Genomic DNA, 19617 nt, shown 5'->3' on the forward strand with positions numbered 1-19617 from the left:
ACACAGGGTCGATCGGGGGCAGGCCAGTGACACCCGACAGCTTCTCGTCGATCTCGCTGAGCCTGGCCCGGATCGCCTCGGTACCGGCCGGTGGTACCGGTGGGCGCGGCCGTGTCCCGTGCGTCCTCAAGACCTCTCAGACGTTGAACCCGAGCGCCCTCAACTGCTCGCGCCCATCATCCGTGATCTTGTCGGGCCCCCACGGCGGCATCCAGACCCAGTTGATCTTCAGCTCGCTGACAATCCCGTCCGTCGCCGACTTCGCCTGGTCCTCGATCACATCCGTCAGCGGACACGCCGCCGACGTCAGCGTCATGTCCAGCGTCGCGATGTTCGCGTCGTCGATGTGGATACCGTAGATCAGCCCGAGGTTGACCACGTCGATCCCCAGCTCGGGGTCGACCACGTCGTACAGCGCCTCGCGGACCTCTTCCTCCGAGGCCGGCTTCAGGGCCGCTCCTGTGTTCTCCGTCATGCCGTCTTCCTCTCAGGGCTTTCACCCAGAGCCTGGGCGGTCGCGTCCTTCCACGCCATCCAGCTGAGCAGCGCGCACTTCACCCGGGCCGGGTACTTGGAGACACCGGCGAACGCGACCGCGTCCTCCAGCACCTCCTCCATCGCCTCGTCCGGTTCGAGCTGGCCGCGCGACTGCATCAGCTCCAGGAAGGTCGCCTGGATCTTCTGCGCCTCGGCCAGTTCCTTGCCGACCAGCAGCTCGTTGAGGACCGACGCACTGGCCTGGCTGATGGAGCAGCCCTGGCCGTCGTACGACACGTCCTCGACGCGCGAGCCGTCGTACTTCACGCGCAGGGTGATCTCGTCGCCGCACGTCGGATTGACGTGGTGCACCTCGGCGTCACCGTCCCGCAGACCGCGCCCGTGGGGGTGCTTGTAGTGGTCGAGGATGACGTCCTGGTACATCGAATCAAGCTTCACAAGGGCTCCGCTCTACCCGAAGAAGTTACGGACGTGCTCCAGCCCGTCGACCAGCGCGTCGACCTCACCGGGCGTGGAGTACAGATAGAACGACGCCCGCGTGGTCGCAGGAATTCCGTACCGCAGACAGACCGGCCGCGCGCAGTGGTGGCCGACCCGGACCGCGATGCCCTGCTCGTCCAGGACCTGGCCCACGTCGTGGGGGTGGATGTCACCGAGCGTGAAGGAGATCGCGGCGCCGCGGTCCTCGGCCGAAACCGGGCCGATGATCCGCAGATCCGGGACCTCCAGGAGGCGCCGGACCGCGTACTCGGTGATCGCGTGCTCATGCGCCGCGATCTTCTCCATGCCGATGGCGTTGAGATAGTCCACCGCCGCGCCGAGGCCCACGGCCTGGGCGACCGGCGGCGTACCGGCCTCGAACTTGTGCGGCGCGGGCGCGTAGGTGGACGAGTGCATCGACACGGTCTCGATCATCTCGCCGCCGCCGAGGAACGGCGGCAGGTCCTCCAGCAGCTCCTGCCGGCCCCAGAGCACCCCGATACCGGTCGGACCGCACATCTTGTGGCCGGTGAAGGCCACGAAGTCCGCCTGGAGCGCCTGCACGTCCAGCGGGGCGTGCGGGGCCGCCTGGGAGGCGTCGATCAGCACCAGCGCGCCGACCTGCTGGGCGCGGCGCACGATCGCCTCGACCGGGTTGACCGTGCCCAGGATGTTGGAGACCAGCACAAAGGAGACGATCTTCGTCTTCTCGGTGATGACCTCCTCGATGTTGGACAGATCGAGCCGGCCGTCGTCGGTGAGACCGAACCACTTCAGCTTCGCGCCGGTGCGCTGCGCGAGCAGCTGCCACGGAACGATGTTGGAGTGGTGCTCCATCTCGGTGATGACGATCTCGGTGTCGCGGTCCACGCGGTAGGGCTCATCGGCCCAGCCGAGCATGTTGGCGACCAGGTTCAGCGACTCCGAGGCGTTCTTGGTGAAGATCACCTCGTCGCGGCTGGGCGCGTTGATGAAGGACGCCACCTTGGTGCGGGCGCCCTCGTACAGCGCGGTGGCCTCCTCGGCGAGGACATGCACTCCGCGGTGGACATTGGCGTGGTGCTGCTCGTAGTAATTGCTGAGCGCGTCGATCACCTGACGCGGCTTCTGCGAGCTGGCCGCGCTGTCCAGATAGACGAGCTTCTTGTCACCGTGGATCACCCGGTCGAGGATCGGGAAGTCCTTGCGGATCGCCTCTGTGTCGAGGAGGCCGGGGAGGCCGGGGAGCCCCTGACGGGGGTCGGTCACTGGGATGCGCCACCCTTCACGTAAGCCTCGTAGCCCTCCGCCTCCAGCTTGTCCGCCAGCTCGGGGCCACCGGACTCGGCGATCCGCCCGGCCGCGAAGACATGGACGTGGTCGGGCTTGATGTACCGGAGAATGCGGGTGTAGTGCGTGATCAGCAGGGTGCCGACCTCACCGGACTCGCGGACGCGGTTGACGCCCTCGGAGACGACGCGCAGGGCGTCGACGTCGAGGCCGGAGTCGGTCTCGTCCAGGATCGCGATCTTCGGCTTGAGCAGCTCCAGCTGAAGGATCTCGTGGCGCTTCTTCTCACCGCCGGAGAAGCCCTCGTTCACATTGCGCTCGGCGAAGGCCGGGTCCATGTTGAGGCGCTCCATGGCCTCGCGGACCTCCTTCACCCAGGTGCGCAGCTTGGGGGCCTCGCCGCGGATCGCGGTGGCGGAGGTGCGCAGGAAGTTGGAGACCGAGACGCCCGGGACCTCGACCGGGTACTGCATGGCGAGGAAGAGCCCGGCGCGGGCCCGCTCGTCCACGCTCATCTCCAGGACGTCCTCGCCGTCCAGGGTGACCTGGCCGCCGGTGATCGTGTACTTGGGGTGGCCGGCCAGCGAGTACGCGAGGGTGGACTTGCCGGAGCCGTTGGGGCCCATGATGGCGTGGGTCTCGCCCTGCTTCACGGTCAGGTCGACGCCCTTGAGGATCTCCCGGGAGCCGTTGTCGGCTTCGACGGAGACGTGCAGGTCGTGGATTTCAAGCGTTGCCATGGGTGACTCAGGACTCCTGGGTGACGGAGACGAGCACATCGTCCCCTTCGATCTTTACGGGGTATACGGGGACGGGGCGCGTCGCGGGCAGCCCGGACGGCTTGCCGGTACGGAGGTCGAACGCGGAGCCGTGCAGCCAGCACTCGATCTGGCAGTCCTCCACCTCGCCCTCCGAGAGCGAGACATTCGCGTGCGAGCAGATGTCGTGGATCGCGAAGACTTCGCCCTCGGTGCGGACGACCGAGACGGGGGTGCCGCCGAGTTCCACCCGCAGCGGGGTGTCCTCGTCCAGCTCGCTCAGCCCACAGGCTCGGACGAAGCTCATCAGACCGACGCCTCCAGCTCTTCCTCGATCTTGGTGATCAGGCGCTCCTCGACGTCCGGCAGACCGATCTGCTGGACCAGCTCGGCGAAGAATCCGCGGACGACCAGACGGCGGGCGTCCTGCTCCGGGATGCCGCGGGCCATCAGATAGAAGAGCTGCTCGTCGTCGAAGCGACCGGTGGCGGAGGCGTGGCCGGCGCCGACGATCTCACCGGTCTCGATCTCCAGATTGGGTACCGAGTCGACCCGCGCGCCGTCGGTGAGGACGAGGTTGCGGTTCATCTCGTAGGTGTCGGTGCCCTCGGCGTTGACCCGGATCAGCACATCGCCGATCCAGACCGCGTGGGCGTTCTCGCCCTGGAGAGCGCCCTTGTAGACGGCGTTCGACGTGTTGTGCGGGTTGTTGTGGTCGACCAGGAGGCGGTGCTCCTGGTGCTGGCCCCGGTCGGTGAAGTAGAGCCCGAACAGCTCCGCCTCGCCGCCGGTGGCCGCGTAGGCGACCCTCGGCTGGAGCCGTACGAGATCGCCGCCGAAGGTGACGATGACGGACTTGAAGGAGGCGTCCCGGCCGACGAGGGCGTTGTACTGCCCGACGTGGACGGCCTTGTCGTCCCAGTCCTGGACCGAGACCACGGTGAGCTTGGCGCCGTCGCCGATGAGGTAGTCCACATTGGCGGCGAGGACCGCGTCGCCGGTGTGGTCGATGACCACGACCGCCTCGGCGAAGGGGGCCAGCTCGATGACCTGGTGGCCGTAGGCGACACCGCCCTGGCCGTGCACCGCGATCCGGATCGGCTCGGTGAGCACGGTCTCCTTGGGAACGGTGACGACCGACGCCTGCTCGAAGGAGGTGTACGCCTGTGCGGCGACCCGGTCCACGGGGGTGCCGGCCCGGCCGAGGCGGGCGTCGTCCCGGCCGACGGTCTCGACGACGACGCCGTCGGGCGCGTCGATGACGACCTTGACGCCGTCGCCGGTGGCGACGGCGGTGCCGTCGTGGAGGCCGGCGAGGCGCTCCAGCGGGGTGAAGCGCCACTCCTCCTCACGGCCGTGCGGAACCGGGAAGTCCGCCACGTCGAAGGACGGGGGCGCACTCATACGGGTGGCGACGGTCGACTCGGCGGCCACCGCGATCGCGCCGGCGGTGGTGGAGCCCGCCGGAATGTTCTGAGCCTCAGCCATGGCTGTCGTCGTGCTCTCTCTCTGCCTTCTGGGTCAAGAAATCTGTCGCTGGCGGGGCGGGCGGCGGCGCCGCCCGTCCCGCGGAGGTCGCCGGGGTCAGCCGACCGAACCCTCCATCTGGAGCTCGATCAGCCGGTTCAGCTCCAGCGCGTACTCCATCGGCAGTTCCTTGGCGATCGGCTCGACGAAGCCGCGGACGATCATCGCCATCGCCTCGAACTCGGTCATGCCGCGGCTCATCAGATAGAAGAGCTGGTCCTCGGAGACCTTGGAGACGGTGGCCTCGTGGCCCATGGAGACATCGTCCTCGCGGACGTCCACATAGGGGTAGGTGTCGGAGCGCGAGATGGTGTCGACCAGCAGCGCGTCACAGAGCACATTGGACTTCGCGCCCGGCGCGCCCTCGCCGATCTCGATCAGACCGCGGTAGGAGGTCCGGCCGCCGCCTCGCGCCACCGACTTGGAGACGATGTTCGAGGAGGTGTTGGGGGCCATGTGGACCATCTTGGCGCCGGCGTCCTGGTGCTGGCCCTCGCCCGCGAAGGCGATGGACAGCGTCTCGCCGCGGGCGTGCTCGCCCATCAGGTAGACGGCCGGGTACTTCATGGTGACCTTGGAGCCGATGTTGCCGTCGACCCACTCCATGGTCGCGCCCTCGTAGGCGACGGCGCGCTTGGTCACCAGGTTGTAGACGTTGTTCGACCAGTTCTGGATCGTCGTGTAGCGGCAGCGGCCGCCCTTCTTGACGATGATCTCCACCACGGCGCTGTGCAGCGAGTCGGAGGAGTAGATCGGGGCGGTGCAGCCCTCGACGTAGTGGACGTAGGCGTCCTCGTCGACGATGATCAGCGTCCGCTCGAACTGGCCCATGTTCTCGGTGTTGATCCGGAAGTAGGCCTGGAGCGGGATGTCCACATGGACGCCCTTGGGCACGTAGATGAACGAGCCGCCGGACCAGACCGCCGTGTTCAGCGAGGCGAACTTGTTGTCACCCACCGGGATGACGGTGCCGAAGTACTCCTGGAAGAGCTCGGGGTGCTCCTTCAGCGCGGTGTCGGTGTCGAGGAAGATGACGCCCTGCTCCTCCAGGTCCTCACGGATCTGGTGGTAGACGACCTCCGACTCGTACTGCGCGGCGACACCGGCGACGAGGCGCTGCTTCTCCGCCTCGGGGATGCCGAGCTTGTCGTAGGTGTTCTTGATGTCCTCGGGCAGGTCCTCCCAGGAGGCCGCCTGCTTCTCCGTGGAGCGGACGAAGTACTTGATGTTGTCGAAGTCGATGCCCGACAGATCCGAGCCCCAGCTCGGCATGGGCTTCTTGTCGAACAGCCGCAGGCCCTTGAGGCGCAGCTTCAGCATCCACTCCGGCTCGTTCTTCTTCCCCGAGATGTCGCGGACGACATCCTCGGAGAGTCCGCGCTTGGCCGCGGCACCTGCCGCGTCGGAGTCGGCCCAGCCGAATTCGTACGTGCCCAGCCCTTCGAGTTCGGGGTGGGCAGTCTCCGTGGGGAGAGTCATGCGGGGTTCCTCCCGGCCGTGCTTCCAGATGCTGATGGTGTGGTGGTGCTGCGCGGAATGAACGTCGTGCACACTCCGTCGCCGTGGGCGATGGTGGCGAGACGCTGCACATGGGTCCCGAGCAGACGGGAGAAGATCTCGGTCTCCGCCTCGCACAGCTGCGGGTACTGCTCGGCGACATGGGCGACCGGGCAGTGGTGCTGGCAGAGCTGCTCGCCCTGCTGCGGGGTGGGGGCGCTGCGCGCCGTAGCAGCGTACCCGTCGGCGCTGAGGGCCTTCGCCAGCGCTTCGGTGCGCTCCTCGGGGGGCGCCGCCTCGACGGCCTCGCGATAGGGCCCGGCCTGGGTCTCGGCGCGGTGGCGCGCGAAGGCGGCGACCGCCTTCCCGCCCGCCGTGCCGCCGCCGGCGGCCTGCTCGATCCAGCGCAGGGCGTCGACGGCCAGGGAGTCGTACGACTGGTCGAAGGCGTCCCGGCCGCAGGCGGTCAGGGCGAAGACCTTGGCGGGCCTGCCCCGGGTGCGGGCGCCGTAGACCCGCTGCTCACGGGCCTCGACGACGTTCTCGGCGACCAGGGTGTCCAGGTGCCGGCGGACGGCCGCCTGGGTGAGCCCGAGACGGGCGGCCAGATCGGCCACCGTGGACGGGCCGTGGTCCAGGACGGAGCGCGCGACCCGGTTGCGCGTCGGATGATCGGCGCGTGTCCCGGTCGCGAGTTCCTCCTGAGGGGGCTCGCCAACGTTTTTCACAACACCATTGTTGCGTAATTCACGGGAGGGTGACAACCGCCGTCCACCCCGGGGCGCGGTGCGCTTCGTCACTTAGGGTTACCTAAGGAAAGGGCTTCCGGAGGGGGGTTCACACTTGGTCTGACCAGCGATTTTACCCCCGATCAGGGGGCTGTGCGACCTCCGTCCGCCCCCTGCGGGACCGGCGCTTCACTGGCAGATACATGCCACGTCCGTGCCATGCGCACCACGCCGGACAGGTGCCCCGTACGGCGCAGAGCGCGCGCGGCACGTGCGCGGGGACCCGCGCCCCCGCGCACGGACCCCCCGGCCCCCTCGCACCGAGCCCCCCGGGCGCCCGCCTAGACTCGCGGGCATGCTTAGCGAGCCCGCCGTCCGGATCAGGGGCCTGGTCAAGCGGTACGGAACGAGAACCGCTGTGGACGGCCTCGATCTCGATGTCGCCCCCGGCCAGGTCACCGCCGTCCTCGGCCCCAACGGCGCCGGCAAGACCACCACCGTCGAGATCTGCGAGGGCTACCGCCGCCCCGACGGGGGCACCGTGCGGGTCCTCGGCCTCGACCCCGTCGCCGACGCGGCCCGGCTGCGGACCCGCGTCGGGGTGATGCTCCAGTCGGGTGGCGTCTACTCCGGCGCGCGGGCCGGCGAGATGCTCCGCCACATGGCGAGGCTGCACGCCCACCCGCTGGACGTGGACGCCCTGATCGAGCGGCTCGGCCTCGGCGGCTGCGGGCGCACCGCCTACCGCCGGCTCTCCGGCGGCCAGCAGCAGCGGCTCGCGCTGGCGCTCGCCGTCGTCGGCCGGCCCGAGCTGGTCTTCCTGGACGAGCCGACGGCCGGGCTCGACCCCCAGGCCCGCCGCGCCACCTGGGAGCTGGTGCGCGAGCTGCGCGCCGACGGCGTCACCGCCGTGCTGACCACCCACTTCATGGACGAGGCCGAGGAGCTGGCGGACGAGGTCGCGATCCTCGACGCGGGCCGGGTCATCGCCCGGGGCACCCCGGAGCAGCTCTGCCGGGGCGGCGCCGAGAACACCCTGCGCTTCACCGGCCGGCCCGGACTGGACGTCGGCTCCCTGCTCAAGGCGCTGCCCGACGGCACCCAGGCCGCCGAACCGGTCCCGGGGACGTACCGGATAGCCGGACAGGTCGACCCGCTGCTGCTGGCGACGGTCACCTCGTGGTGCGCGCAGCACGGGGTCATGCCCGACGGCATCTCGGTCGAGCGGCACACGCTGGAGGACGTCTTCCTCGAACTGACGGGCAAGGAGCTGCGCCCATGAGCGCCGGTACGCACACCCCGAAGCCGGGTGCGGCTCCGCTGGGCCGCATGATCGCGGCGCAGACCGCCTTCGAGACGAGGATGCTGCTGCGCAACGGCGAGCAGCTGCTGCTCACCGTCGTCATCCCGTCCCTGCTGCTCGTGCTCTTCTCCACCGTCGACGTCATTGACACCGGGGCCGGCGACCCGGTGGACTTCCTGGCGCCCGGGGTGCTCGCCCTCGCCGTGATGTCCACCGCCTTCACCGGCCAGGCCATCGCCACCGGCTTCGAACGGCGGTACGGAGTCCTGAAGCGGCTCGGCGCCTCCCCGCTCCCCCGCTGGGCCCTGATGTGCGCCAAGACGCTCTCCGTGCTGGTCACCGAGGTGCTCCAGATCGCGCTGCTGACGGTGATCGCCCTCGCTCTCGGCTGGTCCCCGGAGGGCGGCCCGCTCTCCGTTCTGCTGCTCCTGGTGCTCGGCACCGCCGCCTTCAGCGGACTGGGGCTGCTGATGGCCGGCACCCTGCGGGCCGAGGCGACGCTCGCCGCCGCGAATCTGGTCTTTCTGCTGCTGCTGGTGGGCGGCGGGGTGATCGTGCCGCTGGAGAAGTTCCCCGAGGGCGCGCAGTCGGTGCTCGCGCTGCTGCCGATCTCCGCGCTCTCCGAGGGGCTGCGCGATGTGCTGCGGGACGGCGCCGCGCTGCCGTGGGAGCAGCTGGGCATCCTCGCCGTGTGGGCGGTGGCCGGTCTCGGCGCGGCGGGCCGCTTCTTCCGCTGGGAGTAGCAGCGCCCCGCGCCGCGCGGGGACTCGCGCCGTCCGTCTTCCGCCGGCCCCCGCCACACGCCACTATGAGCCTGCGCAAGATCGGCGGTTCGGGTGGCCCGGTCGGCGTGAGCGGCGCGTGGAGGCCACGATGGAGCGGACGGCGGCACTGCGACTGGACGCGGAGTGGGCCAGGATCAGATCCGGCAGGGCCGGTGTCCCGCCCGGGGAGCGGGAACGGCTGCTGCGGGAGCTGATAGCCGCCCTCACCCCGCTCGCCGACGCCGATCCGCCGCTCGCCGCCCGGCTGAGCCTGCGCTGGGCCGATCTCGCCCGGCACCACTTCGACGCGGGGCGGCGCGCCGACGCCCTCACCGCCGCGCACGAGGCCGTGCGCCGCTGCGCCGAGCCCGCCCGGCACGATCCGGAGCACGCCCGCTGGTACGCCAGGGCCCTGCTCGGCCAGGCCGTCTATCTCGCCGAGCCGCTCAGCGACGAGCTGGGGCTGCCCCGGTACGCCTTCCAGCCCACGGGCGACCGCCCGCCGGCCGGCGCCCGCGCGGACGGGCTCGCGGCGCTGACCACCACCCGGCGGGCCATGGAGGTCTGGCGCGGCCTGGACCCGGCGGACCCGCGCAACGGGGAGGGGCTCGCGCAGTCCGAGGCCTTTCTCGGCGACCGGCTGGAGGAGCTGGGCGACCCGGTGGAGGCCGCCGCCTGGGCCGTCCGCGCGGAGCGCCGGTTCCGGGAGCTGGCCGTCCGGGACGGGGCGGAGCCGGAGTCCCGGTACGCCACGGCGCTGGAGCACCTGGGGGAGCAGATCGAGCGCCGGCTGCGGCGCTGCCCCTTCCGGGGCGGGCTGACCCGGCTGCGCTCCGGCGGGCTGCTCCCGGAGCGGCTGCTTCCGCTGGCGGTGGTGGCCGCCAGGATCGAGGGGGCGGAGCCGGACGCCATCGCCGCGGGTCTGGCGCTGGAGGGCGCGGAGGTGCGGCGGCTGCTGCGGGCCCGCTCCTGGCGGGCGGTGTGGCGGTTCGACGTCCGGGAGGCCGATGGGGCGCCCTGGACCCCGCTGGCGTACCCCTGGCGGGGGACGGACGCGGTCACCGACCGGAGCGCGGCGGCGGTCGCGGCCGAGCTGACCGACGCGTTCCTGCACGCGCCGGGGAGGCCGCCGGCCCCGGCGCGGTGGCGGCTCGCGGTGTGGTGGGAGGAGGAGGACCAGCTCGCGGGGGCCCGCTTCCGGTGCGCGTATCCGCGGGTCCCGGCGGGCGGGGGGACGCGCCCGGGCGACCCCTCGTGAAAACATGCACAAGGGCCGTCCTACGATTGTTCCCGTGCTGACCCCCCTCGCTCTCATCGCCCGGCGCTGGACGCCCGAACCCCGGACGGTCCGGCGCGCCGCGTTCTCGGCCGTCGCCATGACGGTGCTGATCATCGTCACCGGCGGCGCCGTCCGGCTCACCGGTTCAGGTCTCGGCTGCGACACCTGGCCCAAGTGCACGGACGACAGTCTCTTCGCCACCCCCGAGCAGGGGCTGCACGGCGCGATCGAGTTCGGCAACCGGCTGCTGACCTATGTGCTGTCGGCGGCGGTCGGCTGGGCCATCGTCTCGCTGCGCTCCACCAAGCCGCTCCGGCGCGGGCTGCTCCGGATGGGGTGGCTCCAGTTCTGGATCGTGCTCGGCAACGCCGTCCTCGGCGGGATCACCGTCTGGGCGGGTCTCAACCCCTGGACCGTGGCGGGTCACTTCCTCCTCGCCAACGCCCTGCTGACGGTCGCCGTGCTCACCTGGCACCGCACCGGCGAGGGCGACGAGCCGCCGCGCCCGCGCGTCCCGCGCCCGGTCCGCAAGCTCTCCTGGGCGATCGTCATCACCTCCGGGGCGCTCATCACCCTGGGCACCGGGGTGACCGGTTCGGGCAAGCACGCGGGCGACAGCAGCGATGTGCCCCGGATGCCGTGGGACTGGTCGAACGCGGCCCATCTGCACGCCGCGTCGGCCTGGCTGGTCTGTGCGCTGGCGGTCGCCATGTGGCTGGTGCTGCGGGTGGTGGACGCTCCGAACGACATCCGGGCGCGCGCCCGTGAGCTGCTGATCGTGCTGCTGGCGCAGGGCGCGATCGGCTATCTCCAGTACTTCACCGGGGTCCCCGAGATCCTGGTCGGCGTGCACATGTTCGGCTCGGCCCTGATGTGGATCGCGGTGCTGCGGCTCGCGCTGAGCCTGCGGGAGCGCCCGCACGCCCGGGTCCCGGTACCGGCCCCGGCCGGCCCCGCGCTCTCCAACGTCGCCTAGGGAGTCCCTCTGGGATCTCGCCGGGCTCGCGAGCCCGGCGAGATCCGGGAGGGACGACGAGCCCCCCGCGTCCCGCCCGTCGGCGGTACGGCCCCGGTCACCGGTGGCTCCGTACCGCCGACGCGCCGTTCCCCGGGCGGCTCAGCCGTGGGAGGGCCCGGCCGGGCGGGAGGGGTTGGCGGGGCCGCCGAGCTGGATGCCGGCCATCCGGGTCCACTCGTACGGCCCTGTGCGGACCTTGGCCGCGAGGGCGCCGTCGAAGGACTCGTGGACGGTGAGGCCGGCCTTCTCGACGGCGGCGGTGGCGATGGCGTGGTCCGGGGCGACCAGGTCGCCCCAGGCGCCGTCCTCGCCGACGAGGACGATCCGGGTACCGGCCTGGCCGAGATGGGCGAGTTGCGCCTCGGCTCCGCCGTGGGAACGGGAGAAGGCCGCCATCTCCCGGGAGAGCTTGGCGGCCTTGCGCTCGGCGTGCTTGGTGGTGTGGGACATGCCCGGATGCTACTGGCGGGTACCGGGCGGGGACCATGGCGCCGGGGCGTGGCGTGGGCCACGGCCCGGGCCCCGGAGGGGGAGGGTCAGCCCACGAAGGGGTCGACCGCCACCGCCACGAAGAGCAGCGACACATAGGTGATCGACCAGTGGAACAGCCGCATCTCCTTGAGCTTGGCGCCCGTCGCCCCGGCCTTGGCGCGGGCCTGGAGGGCGTGCGCCTCCCAGAGCCACCAGCCACCGGTGGCCAGGGCCACGGCGGTGTAGAACCAGCCGGTGTACCCCAGCGGGGTGAGCAGCAGGGAGACGGCGACCATCACCCAGCTGTAGAGGACGATCTGGCGGGCCACCACCCTGTTGGAGGCGACCACCGGGAGCATCGGCACGCCCACCCGGGCGTAGTCCTCCCTGACCTTCATCGACAGCGGCCAGTAGTGCGGCGGCGTCCAGAAGAAGATGACCAGGAAGAGGATGACCGCGGCCCACGACATGGAGTTGGTGACGGCGGACCAGCCGATGAGCACCGGCATGCAGCCCGCGATCCCGCCCCAGACGATGTTCTGCGAGGTGCGCCGCTTGAGGATCATCGTGTAGACGACGACGTAGAAGAGGAGCGCGCCGAGCGAGAGCCAGGCGGAGAGCCAGTTGACCAGCAGGCCGAACCAGAGCGTGGAGATCACCGCGAGGGCGAGGCCGAAGACCAGCCCCTCGCGCGGCGAGACCATGCCGGTGACCAGCGGGCGCTGGGACGTGCGGTCCATCAGCGCGTCGATGTCGCGGTCGATGTACATGTTCAGGGCGTTGGCACCGCCGGCGGAGAGATAACCGCCGAGGCAGGTGACCAGCACCAGTCCGAGATCGGGCACCCCTTGCGCGGCGAGGAACATCACCGGCACTGTAGTGATCAGCAGCAGCTCGATGATCCGCGGCTTGGTCAGCGCCACGAACGCCTTGACGCGGGCCCCGAACGGCCGGTTGACCGGGCTCGCCCCAAGCACCCCGGCTGGACGGGATTCGACGGCCGTCACGCACACCCCTGACAGAGACTCCCAGCAAGCTCCCGGGCCGCATCAGGACATCCATGGGGCCGGTGAAGACTTGCGCGTACGACGTCACTTTAGAGGCTGCTCCCGCGTCGCCCCGCACGGGGGTGGGGTCGTGTTGGGGTCCGGCCCCGCCCCCGGTCACCACCGTGGGGACCGGCCGCCGGGCCTGTCGCGGGTAGGCTCGGCAGGGCCCGGTGCTTCCGTGTCACCGGGGCATGACATGGAGACATGTGGAGAGGAGCCCTGACCCAGGGTGAGCACCAAGCCGACCACCACAGACCTTGAGTGGACCGATCTGGACCAGCGGGCCGTCGATACCGCCCGCGTCCTGGCCATGGATTCCGTACAGAAGGTCGGCAACGGCCACCCCGGTACGGCCATGAGCCTCGCGCCCGCCGCGTACGTTCTCTTCCAGAAGCTGATGCGGCACGACCCCGCCGACGCGGACTGGACCGGCCGTGACCGGTTCGTCCTCTCCGCGGGCCACTCGTCGCTGACCCTCTACATCCAGCTCTACCTGGCCGGGTACGGCCTGGAGCTGGACGATCTGAAGGCGTTCCGCACCTGGGGCTCGAAGACCCCGGGCCACCCGGAGTACGGCCACACCGTGGGCGTCGAGACGACCACCGGCCCGCTGGGCCAGGGCGTCGCCAACGCCGTGGGCATGGCGATGGCCGCCCGCTACGAGCGCGGTCTGTTCGACCCGGAGGCGGCGCCCGGCACCTCGCCGTTCGACCACACCATCTGGGCCATCGCCGGTGACGGCTGCCTCCAGGAGGGCATCTCCGCCGAGGCCTCCTCGCTGGCCGGGCACCAGAAGCTGGGCAATCTGGTCCTGCTCTGGGACGACAACCACATCTCGATCGAGGGCGACACCGAGACCGCGGTCTCCGAGGACACCCTCAAGCGGTACGAGGCGTACGGCTGGCACGTCCAGCGGGTCGAGCAGCAGGCCAACGGCGACCTGGACCCCGCGGGTCTGTACCGGGCGCTGAGGGCCGCGCAGGCCGAGACCGAGCGCCCCTCCTTCATCGCGGCCCGGTCGATCATCGCGTGGCCCGCCCCGCACGCCCAGAACACCGAGGCCGCGCACGGCTCGGCGCTCGGCGATGAGGAGGTCGCGGCCACCAAGCGCGTCCTCGGCTTCGACCCCGGGCAGAGCTTCGAGGTCTCCGACGCGGTGATCGGGCACACCCGCGCCGCGCTGGACCGGGGCCGTGAGGTCAGGGGCGAGTGGGAGAAGACCTTCGCCGCGTGGCGCACCGCCAACCCCGAGCGCGCCGCCGAGTTCGACCGCATCCGCTCCGGCGAGCTGCCCGAGGGCTGGGAGGAGCACCTGCCGGAGTTCGAGACCGGCAAGGGTGTCGCCACCCGCGCCGCCTCGGGGAAGATCCTCCAGGCGCTGGGCGCGGTCGTGCCCGAGCTGTGGGGCGGCTCCGCCGACCTCGCGGGATCGAACAACACGACGATCGACAAGACGTCGTCGTTCCTGCCGAAGGGCAACCCGCTGCCCGAGGCCGACCCGTACGGCCGCACGGTCCACTACGGCATCCGCGAGCACTCGATGGCCGCTGTGATCAACGGCATCGCGCTGCACGGCAACACCCGTATCTACGGCGGCACCTTCCTCGTCTTCTCCGACTACATGCGCAACGCCGTGCGGCTGTCGGCGCTGATGCACCTGCCGGTGACCTATGTCTGGACGCACGACTCGATCGGTCTGGGCGAGGACGGCCCGACCCATCAGCCGGTGGAGCACCTGGCGTCGCTGCGGGCCATCCCGGGCCTGAACATCGTCCGTCCGGCGGATGCCAACGAGACGGCGATCGCCTGGCGCGAGATCCTGAAGCGGTACACGAAGGAGTTCGGCGTGGGTGCTCCGCACGGTCTGGCGCTGACCCGCCAGGGTGTGCCGACGTACGAGCGCAACGAGGACGCGGCCCGGGGCGGCTATGTCCTGTTCGAGGCCGAGGGCGGTGAGCCCCAGGTGGTGCTCATCGGCACCGGTTCCGAGGTGCAGCTGGCCGTGGAGGCGCGGGAACGGCTCCAGGCCGCCGGGGTGCCGGCGCGGGTGGTCTCGATGCCGTCGGTGGAGTGGTTCGAGGAGCAGGACCAGGAGTACCGGGACGCGGTGCTGCCGCCGTCCGTGCGGGCGCGGGTGGCGGTGGAGGCCGGTATCGGGCTCACCTGGCACCGGTTCGTCGGCGACGCGGGCCGCATCGTCTCGCTGGAGCACTTCGGTGCCTCGGCGGACGGCAAGGTGCTGTTCCGCGAGTTCGGGTTCACCGCCGAGGCGGTCGCGGCCGCCGCGCGGGAATCTCTCGCCGCCGCCGCGCGCTGACGCCGATATACGTACTACGCAGGAGTTGCCATTCTCATGACAGACGCACTCAAGCGCCTTTCCGACGAAGGTGTCGCGATCTGGCTCGACGACCTGTCGCGCAAGCGGATCACCTCCGGCAATCTCGCCGAGCTGATCGACCAGCAGCACGTGGTCGGTGTGACCACCAACCCGTCGATCTTCCAGAAGGCGATCAGCAGCGGTGACGGCTACGAGCAGCAGCTCACGGAGCTGGCCGCGCGCAGGGTGACCGTCGAGGAAGCCATCCGCATGATCACGACGGCGGACGTCCGCGACGCCGCCGACATTCTGCGGCCGGTCTTCGACGCCACCGGGGGCCAGGACGGCCGGGTCTCCATCGAGGTCGACCCCCGGCTGGCCCACAACACCCTGGCGACGGTCGCCGAGGCCAAGCAGCTCGCCTGGCTGGTGGACCGCCCCAATACGCTGATCAAGATCCCGGCCACCCGGGCGGGCCTGCCGGCGATCACCGAGACCATCGGCCGCGGGATCAGCGTCAATGTGACGCTGATCTTCTCGCTGGCGCGGTACCGCGAGGTGATGGACGCGTACCTGGCCGGCCTGGAGCAGGCCAAGGAGCGCGGACTCGACCTTTCGAAGATCCATTCGGTGGCTTCCTTCTTCGTCTCCCGGGTGGACGCGGAGATCGACAAGCGCATCGACGCGCTGGACACCGCCGAGGCCAGGGCCGCGCGCGGCAAGGCCGGTCTCGCCAATGCCCGGCTCGCCTACGAGGCGTACGAGGAGGTCTTCTCCTCGGACCGCTGGGAGGTGCTGGACCGGGCGCGGGCCAACCGCCAGCGCCCGCTCTGGGCCTCGACCGGGGTCAAGGACAAGGCGTACAAGGACACGCTGTACGTGGACGACCTGGTCGCTCCCGGCACGGTGAACACCATGCCCGAGGCGACCCTGGAGGCCACCGCCGACCGCGGCCGGATCACCGGTGACACCGTGCGCGGCACCTACGAGCAGTCGCGGGCGGAGCTGGCGGCCGTGGAGGCCCTCGGCATCTCCTACGACGACGTCGTCCAGCTGCTGGAGGACGAGGGCGTCGAGAAGTTCGAGTCCGCCTGGAACGACCTCCTCACGTCGACCGAGGCGGAGCTGAAGCGCCTCGCCCCCTCGGAGGGCTGACCACCGTGTCCGGTACCGGCGAGGCCAATCCGCTTCGTGACACCGCAGACCGACGGCTCCCGCGCATCGCGGGGCCGTCGGGCCTGGTCATCTTCGGCGTCACGGGCGATCTGTCCCGCAAGAAGCTGATGCCCGCCATCTACGACCTGGCCAACCGCGGACTGCTGCCGCCGGGTTTCTCCCTGGTCGGCTTCGCCCGCAGGGAGTGGCAGGACGAGGACTTCGCCCAGGAGGTCCACGACGCCGTCAAGGCGCACGCCAGGACCCCCTTCCGCGAGGAGGTCTGGCAGCAGCTCAACCAGGGGATGCGTTTCGTCCAGGGCGACTTCGACGACGATGACGCCTTCGAGACGCTGAAGAAGACGATCGCCGAGCTGGATCAGGAGCAGGGCACGGGCGGCAACTTCGCCTTCTACCTCTCGGTGCCGCCGAAGTTCTTCCCCAAGGTCGTCCAGCAGCTCAAGAAGCACGGGCTGGCCGACCCCAAGGAGGGCTCCTGGCGCCGGGCGGTCATCGAGAAGCCGTTCGGGCACGATCTGGTCTCCGCGATGGAGCTGAACCAGGTGGTGCACGAGGTCTTCCCGTCCAACGAGGTCTTCCGGATCGACCACTACCTCGGCAAGGAGACCGTCCAGAACATTCTGGCGCTCCGGTTCGCCAACACCCTCTTCGAACCGATCTGGAACCGGTCGTATGTCGACCATGTGCAGATCACCATGGCCGAGGACATCGGTATCGGCGGCCGTGCCGGGTACTACGACGGCATCGGCGCCGCCCGTGACGTCATCCAGAACCATCTGCTCCAGCTGCTGGCGCTGACCGCGATGGAGGAGCCCGCCTCCTTCGACGCGGACGCGCTCGCGGCCGAGAAGACCAAGGTCCTCGGTGCCGTGCGGCTGCCGAAGGACCTGGGTGAGAACACCGTGCGCGGGCAGTACGCGGCGGGGTGGCAGGGCGGCGAGAAGGCCGTCGGCTACCTCCAGGAGGACGGGATCGACCCCGAGTCGACGACCGACACCTACGCGGCCGTCAAGCTGGAGATCGACAACCGCCGCTGGGCGGGGGTGCCGTTCTATCTGCGCACCGGCAAGCGGCTGGGCCGTCGGGTCACCGAGATCGCGGTGGTCTTCCAGCGCGCTCCGCACTCCCCCTTCGACCACACCGCGACCGAGGAGCTGGGCCAGAACGCCCTGGTCATCCGCGTCCAGCCGGACGAGGGCGTGACCCTGCGGTTCGGTTCCAAGGTCCCGGGCACCTCGATGGAGGTGCGGGACGTGTCGATGGACTTCGCCTATGGCGAGTCCTTCACCGAGTCCAGCCCCGAGGCGTACGAGCGGCTCATCCTCGATGTGCTGCTCGGCGACTCCAACCTCTTCCCGAGGGTGGAGGAGGTCGAGCTGTCGTGGAAGATCCTCGACCCGATCGAGCGGTTCTGGGACGAGAACGGCAAGCCCGCCCAGTACGCGTCGGGAACGTGGGGCCCGGTCGAGGCGGACGAAATGCTCGCACGAGACGGACGGAGCTGGCGCCGGCCATGAAGATCGATCTGACGGACACCACATCCAGCAAGATCAACAAGGCGCTGGTGCAGGGGCGCAGGGCGATCGGCACCCCGGCCGTCGGCATGGTGCTGACCCTGGTCATCGTCACCGACGAGGAGAACGCCTACGACGCGCTGAAGGCCGCCAACGAGGCATCGCGCGAGCACCCCTCGCGCACCCTCGTGGTCATCAAGCGGGTCTCGCGCACCCCGCGCGCCCGGGCGCAGGCGCGCCTGGACGCCGAGGTGCGGGTGGGCGCGGAGGCCGGCACCGGTGAGACGGTGATCCTGCGGCTGTACGGGGAGGTCAGCGAGCACGCCCAGTCGGTCGTGCTGCCGCTGCTGCTGCCCGACGCGCCGGTCGTCGTCTGGTGGCCGGTGAGCGCCCCGCTCGACCCGGCGAAGGACCCGCTGGGCGCGCTGGCCCAGCGCCGGGTCACGGACACCTACGCGTCCGAGCACCCGGTCCAGGAGCTGAGCGCGCGCGCCGAGGCGTACACCCCCGGCGACACGGATCTCTCCTGGACCCGGATCACTCCCTGGCGTTCGATGCTGGCCGCCGCGCTCGACCAGGTGGTCTGCGAGGTCACCTCGGTGGAGGTGGAGGGCGAGGAGTTCAACCCGAGCGTGGAGCTGCTGGCCATGTGGCTGGCGGACCGGCTGAAGGTCCCGGTCATCCGGGCCCTGTCGGCGGGCCCGGGGCTCACGGCGGTGCGGATGGAGACGAGCTGCGGCCCGATCGTGCTGGACCGGGCGGACGGTTCGCTGGCGAACCTCTCCATCCACGGGCAGCCGGACCGGGCGGTGGCGCTGAAGCGGCGGGACACCGCCGAGCTGATCGCGGAGGAGCTGCGGCGGCTGGACCCGGACGACACCTACGCGTCGGCCCTGCGCTTCGGGGTGGACCGGCTGGGTGACGAGAGCCGGGCGACGGCGCCCTCGGGCGGCCGTGGTGGCGCGGCGGGGCGGAAGACCGCTTCCTCCGCCGCTTCCTCCGCCGCTTCATCGGACGCGGGCTCGCCCGATGGCGGGTCCGCCGCTCCGGCCGCCGCCACCGATCCGGCTCCGGCTCCGGCTCCGGCTCCGGCGAAGAAGGCCGCCACGAAGAAGGCGGCGGCCAAGTGAGCGCTCCCCAGCTGGTCGTCCACCGCGACAAGGAGCTGATGGCGCAGGCCGCCGCGGCCCGGCTGATCACCAGGATCGTGGACGCCCAGGCCGCGCGCGGCTCGGCGTCGGTGGTCCTGACGGGTGGCCGCAACGGCAGCGCCGTGCTGGCCGCGCTCGGGGCCTCCCCGGCCCGGGACGCGATCGACTGGCGCCGTCTCGACCTGTGGTGGGGCGATGAGCGGTTCCTCCCCGAGGGGGACCCGGAGCGCAACGCGACCCAGGCCCACCGGGCGCTGCTCGACAGCGTCCCGGTGGACCCGGCGCGGGTGCACCCGATGGCCGCGTCGGACGGCGCGTACGGCGGTGATGTGGAGGCCGCGGCCGCCGCGTACGCCACCGAACTGGCCGCGGCGGCGGGTCCCGAGGACCACGGCGCGGTGCCGTCCTTCGATGTGCTCATGCTGGGCGTCGGCCCCGACACCCATGTCGCCTCGCTCTTCCCGGAGCTTCCGGCGGTACGGGAGACCGAGCGCACGGTGGTGGGTGTGCACGGCGCGCCCAAGCCTCCGCCGACGCGTATCTCGCTGACGCTGCCGGCCATCCGGTCGGCCCGTGAGGTGTGGCTGCTGGCCGCCGGCGAGGACAAGGCCAAGGCGGCGGCGATGGCGCTGTCGGGCGCGGGAGAGGTCCAGGCCCCGGCGGCCGGGGCACGTGGCCGCGGCCGCACCCTGTGGCTGCTGGACGCCGCTGCGGCCTCCGAGCTGCCGCGCGATCTCTACCCGCCGGCGCTGGCGTAGCGCCCGGTGGGAGCGGAGGGGCCCGGTGAGCCGTCGTGGCGGCTCACCGGGGCCCCTCCG

Annotated in this window: 19 protein-coding genes; 9 read left to right on the top strand and 10 right to left on the bottom strand. The window is 71.0% G+C overall.

Annotation, left to right across the window (positions count from 1 at the left end):
* Positions 1–136 precede the first annotated feature (136 nt).
* The 8 genes from ACWCRA_RS19510 to ACWCRA_RS19545 form a co-directional block, all read right to left on the bottom strand.
* Complete coding sequence (locus tag ACWCRA_RS19510; protein WP_351548997.1) at positions 137–475, bottom strand: metal-sulfur cluster assembly factor; 339 nt, start codon at positions 473–475, stop codon at positions 137–139.
* Entirely contained in the window at positions 472–936 is a 465-nt protein-coding gene (gene sufU, locus ACWCRA_RS19515) for a Fe-S cluster assembly sulfur transfer protein SufU (protein WP_351549000.1), read from the bottom strand. Before sufU ends, ACWCRA_RS19510 begins: the two co-directional genes overlap by 4 nt.
* Before the next feature lie 12 nt (positions 937–948).
* A complete protein-coding gene (locus ACWCRA_RS19520; RefSeq protein ID WP_351549003.1) occupies positions 949–2226 on the bottom strand; it encodes a cysteine desulfurase in 1278 nt (425 codons plus the stop codon).
* A complete protein-coding gene (gene sufC / locus ACWCRA_RS19525) occupies positions 2223–2987 on the bottom strand; it encodes a Fe-S cluster assembly ATPase SufC (RefSeq protein WP_451068158.1) in 765 nt (254 codons plus the stop codon). The genes ACWCRA_RS19520 and sufC overlap by 4 nt, the downstream gene beginning before the upstream one ends.
* 7 nt (positions 2988–2994) lie before the next feature.
* Positions 2995–3312, bottom strand: a complete 318-nt coding sequence (locus ACWCRA_RS19530) for a non-heme iron oxygenase ferredoxin subunit (RefSeq protein WP_351549009.1) — start codon at positions 3310–3312, stop codon at positions 2995–2997.
* A complete protein-coding gene (gene sufD / locus ACWCRA_RS19535; RefSeq protein WP_351549012.1) occupies positions 3312–4493 on the bottom strand; it encodes a Fe-S cluster assembly protein SufD in 1182 nt (393 codons plus the stop codon). Before sufD ends, ACWCRA_RS19530 begins: the two co-directional genes overlap by 1 nt.
* Positions 4494–4589: 96 nt before the next feature.
* Positions 4590–6011, bottom strand: a complete 1422-nt coding sequence (gene sufB / locus ACWCRA_RS19540) for a Fe-S cluster assembly protein SufB (RefSeq protein WP_351549014.1) — start codon at positions 6009–6011, stop codon at positions 4590–4592.
* A complete protein-coding gene (locus ACWCRA_RS19545) occupies positions 6008–6757 on the bottom strand; it encodes a helix-turn-helix transcriptional regulator (RefSeq protein WP_351549016.1) in 750 nt (249 codons plus the stop codon). The genes sufB and ACWCRA_RS19545 overlap by 4 nt, the downstream gene beginning before the upstream one ends.
* Before the next feature lie 355 nt (positions 6758–7112).
* On the opposite strand from ACWCRA_RS19545, the gene ACWCRA_RS19550 reads away from it, so the two are divergent.
* The 4 genes from ACWCRA_RS19550 to ACWCRA_RS19565 all read left to right on the top strand — a co-directional run bounded on the left by ACWCRA_RS19550 (position 7113) and on the right by ACWCRA_RS19565 (position 11079).
* A complete protein-coding gene (locus ACWCRA_RS19550) occupies positions 7113–8039 on the top strand; it encodes an ABC transporter ATP-binding protein (protein WP_351549018.1) in 927 nt (308 codons plus the stop codon).
* The gene (locus ACWCRA_RS19555) at positions 8036–8803 is read left to right on the top strand and encodes an ABC transporter permease (RefSeq protein ID WP_351549021.1); all 768 of its coding nucleotides are present in this window, start codon (positions 8036–8038) and stop codon (positions 8801–8803) included. The genes ACWCRA_RS19550 and ACWCRA_RS19555 overlap by 4 nt, the downstream gene beginning before the upstream one ends.
* 118 nt (positions 8804–8921) lie before the next feature.
* Complete coding sequence (locus ACWCRA_RS19560; protein ID WP_451068159.1) at positions 8922–10082, top strand: hypothetical protein; 1161 nt, start codon at positions 8922–8924, stop codon at positions 10080–10082.
* Between the two features lie 4 nt (positions 10083–10086).
* The gene (locus tag ACWCRA_RS19565; RefSeq protein WP_351549027.1) at positions 10087–11079 is read left to right on the top strand and encodes a COX15/CtaA family protein; all 993 of its coding nucleotides are present in this window, start codon (positions 10087–10089) and stop codon (positions 11077–11079) included.
* 141 nt (positions 11080–11220) lie between these two features.
* Here the strand turns inward: ACWCRA_RS19565 and ACWCRA_RS19570 are convergent, their stop codons facing one another.
* Together ACWCRA_RS19570 and ACWCRA_RS19575 are read right to left on the bottom strand one after the other, a co-directional pair.
* Positions 11221–11571 carry a hypothetical protein gene (locus ACWCRA_RS19570; protein ID WP_351549030.1) on the bottom strand — a complete coding sequence of 117 codons (351 nt, stop codon included), beginning with the start codon at positions 11569–11571 and terminating at the stop codon, positions 11221–11223.
* A gap of 86 nt (positions 11572–11657) precedes the next feature.
* On the bottom strand, positions 11658–12605 hold the full coding sequence (locus ACWCRA_RS19575; RefSeq protein WP_351549032.1) for a heme o synthase: 948 nt from the start codon (positions 12603–12605) through the stop codon (positions 11658–11660).
* A 265-nt stretch (positions 12606–12870) separates the two neighbouring features.
* On the opposite strand from ACWCRA_RS19575, the gene tkt reads away from it, so the two are divergent.
* From tkt to pgl, 5 genes are read left to right on the top strand one after another with little or no spacing between them, the layout of a single operon-like run.
* Positions 12871–14958, top strand: coding sequence for a transketolase (tkt, locus tag ACWCRA_RS19580; protein WP_351549035.1), 2088 nt, complete (start codon positions 12871–12873; stop codon positions 14956–14958).
* A 36-nt stretch (positions 14959–14994) separates the two neighbouring features.
* Positions 14995–16113, top strand: coding sequence for a transaldolase (gene tal / locus ACWCRA_RS19585; RefSeq protein ID WP_351549038.1), 1119 nt, complete (start codon positions 14995–14997; stop codon positions 16111–16113).
* Positions 16114–16118: 5 nt separating this feature from the next.
* Entirely contained in the window at positions 16119–17651 is a 1533-nt protein-coding gene (gene zwf / locus ACWCRA_RS19590) for a glucose-6-phosphate dehydrogenase (RefSeq protein ID WP_351549041.1), read from the top strand.
* Positions 17648–18778 (top strand): glucose-6-phosphate dehydrogenase assembly protein OpcA, encoded by a 1131-nt coding sequence (gene opcA / locus ACWCRA_RS19595; RefSeq protein WP_451068160.1) that lies wholly within the window; start codon positions 17648–17650, stop codon positions 18776–18778. The genes zwf and opcA overlap by 4 nt, the downstream gene beginning before the upstream one ends.
* Entirely contained in the window at positions 18775–19557 is a 783-nt protein-coding gene (gene pgl, locus ACWCRA_RS19600) for a 6-phosphogluconolactonase (RefSeq protein ID WP_351549047.1), read from the top strand. The genes opcA and pgl overlap by 4 nt, the downstream gene beginning before the upstream one ends.
* Positions 19558–19617: the final 60 nt, after the last annotated feature.

The organism is Streptomyces sp. NPDC001889 (assembly GCF_053594535.1).

Coding starts and splice junctions, on each gene's coding strand:
- ACWCRA_RS19510 (WP_351548997.1), bottom strand. CDS start 475: ATGACGGAGAACACAGGAGCGGCCCTGAAGCCGGCCTCGGAGGAAGAG.
- sufC (WP_451068158.1), bottom strand. CDS start 2,987: ATGGCAACGCTTGAAATCCACGACCTGCACGTCTCCGTCGAAGCCGAC.
- ACWCRA_RS19530 (WP_351549009.1), bottom strand. CDS start 3,312: ATGAGCTTCGTCCGAGCCTGTGGGCTGAGCGAGCTGGACGAGGACACC.
- sufD (WP_351549012.1), bottom strand. CDS start 4,493: ATGGCTGAGGCTCAGAACATTCCGGCGGGCTCCACCACCGCCGGCGCG.
- sufB (WP_351549014.1), bottom strand. CDS start 6,011: ATGACTCTCCCCACGGAGACTGCCCACCCCGAACTCGAAGGGCTGGGC.
- ACWCRA_RS19550 (WP_351549018.1), top strand. CDS start 7,113: ATGCTTAGCGAGCCCGCCGTCCGGATCAGGGGCCTGGTCAAGCGGTAC.
- ACWCRA_RS19555 (WP_351549021.1), top strand. CDS start 8,036: ATGAGCGCCGGTACGCACACCCCGAAGCCGGGTGCGGCTCCGCTGGGC.
- ACWCRA_RS19565 (WP_351549027.1), top strand. CDS start 10,087: ATGCACAAGGGCCGTCCTACGATTGTTCCCGTGCTGACCCCCCTCGCT.
- ACWCRA_RS19570 (WP_351549030.1), bottom strand. CDS start 11,571: ATGTCCCACACCACCAAGCACGCCGAGCGCAAGGCCGCCAAGCTCTCC.
- tal (WP_351549038.1), top strand. CDS start 14,995: ATGACAGACGCACTCAAGCGCCTTTCCGACGAAGGTGTCGCGATCTGG.
- opcA (WP_451068160.1), top strand. CDS start 17,648: ATGAAGATCGATCTGACGGACACCACATCCAGCAAGATCAACAAGGCG.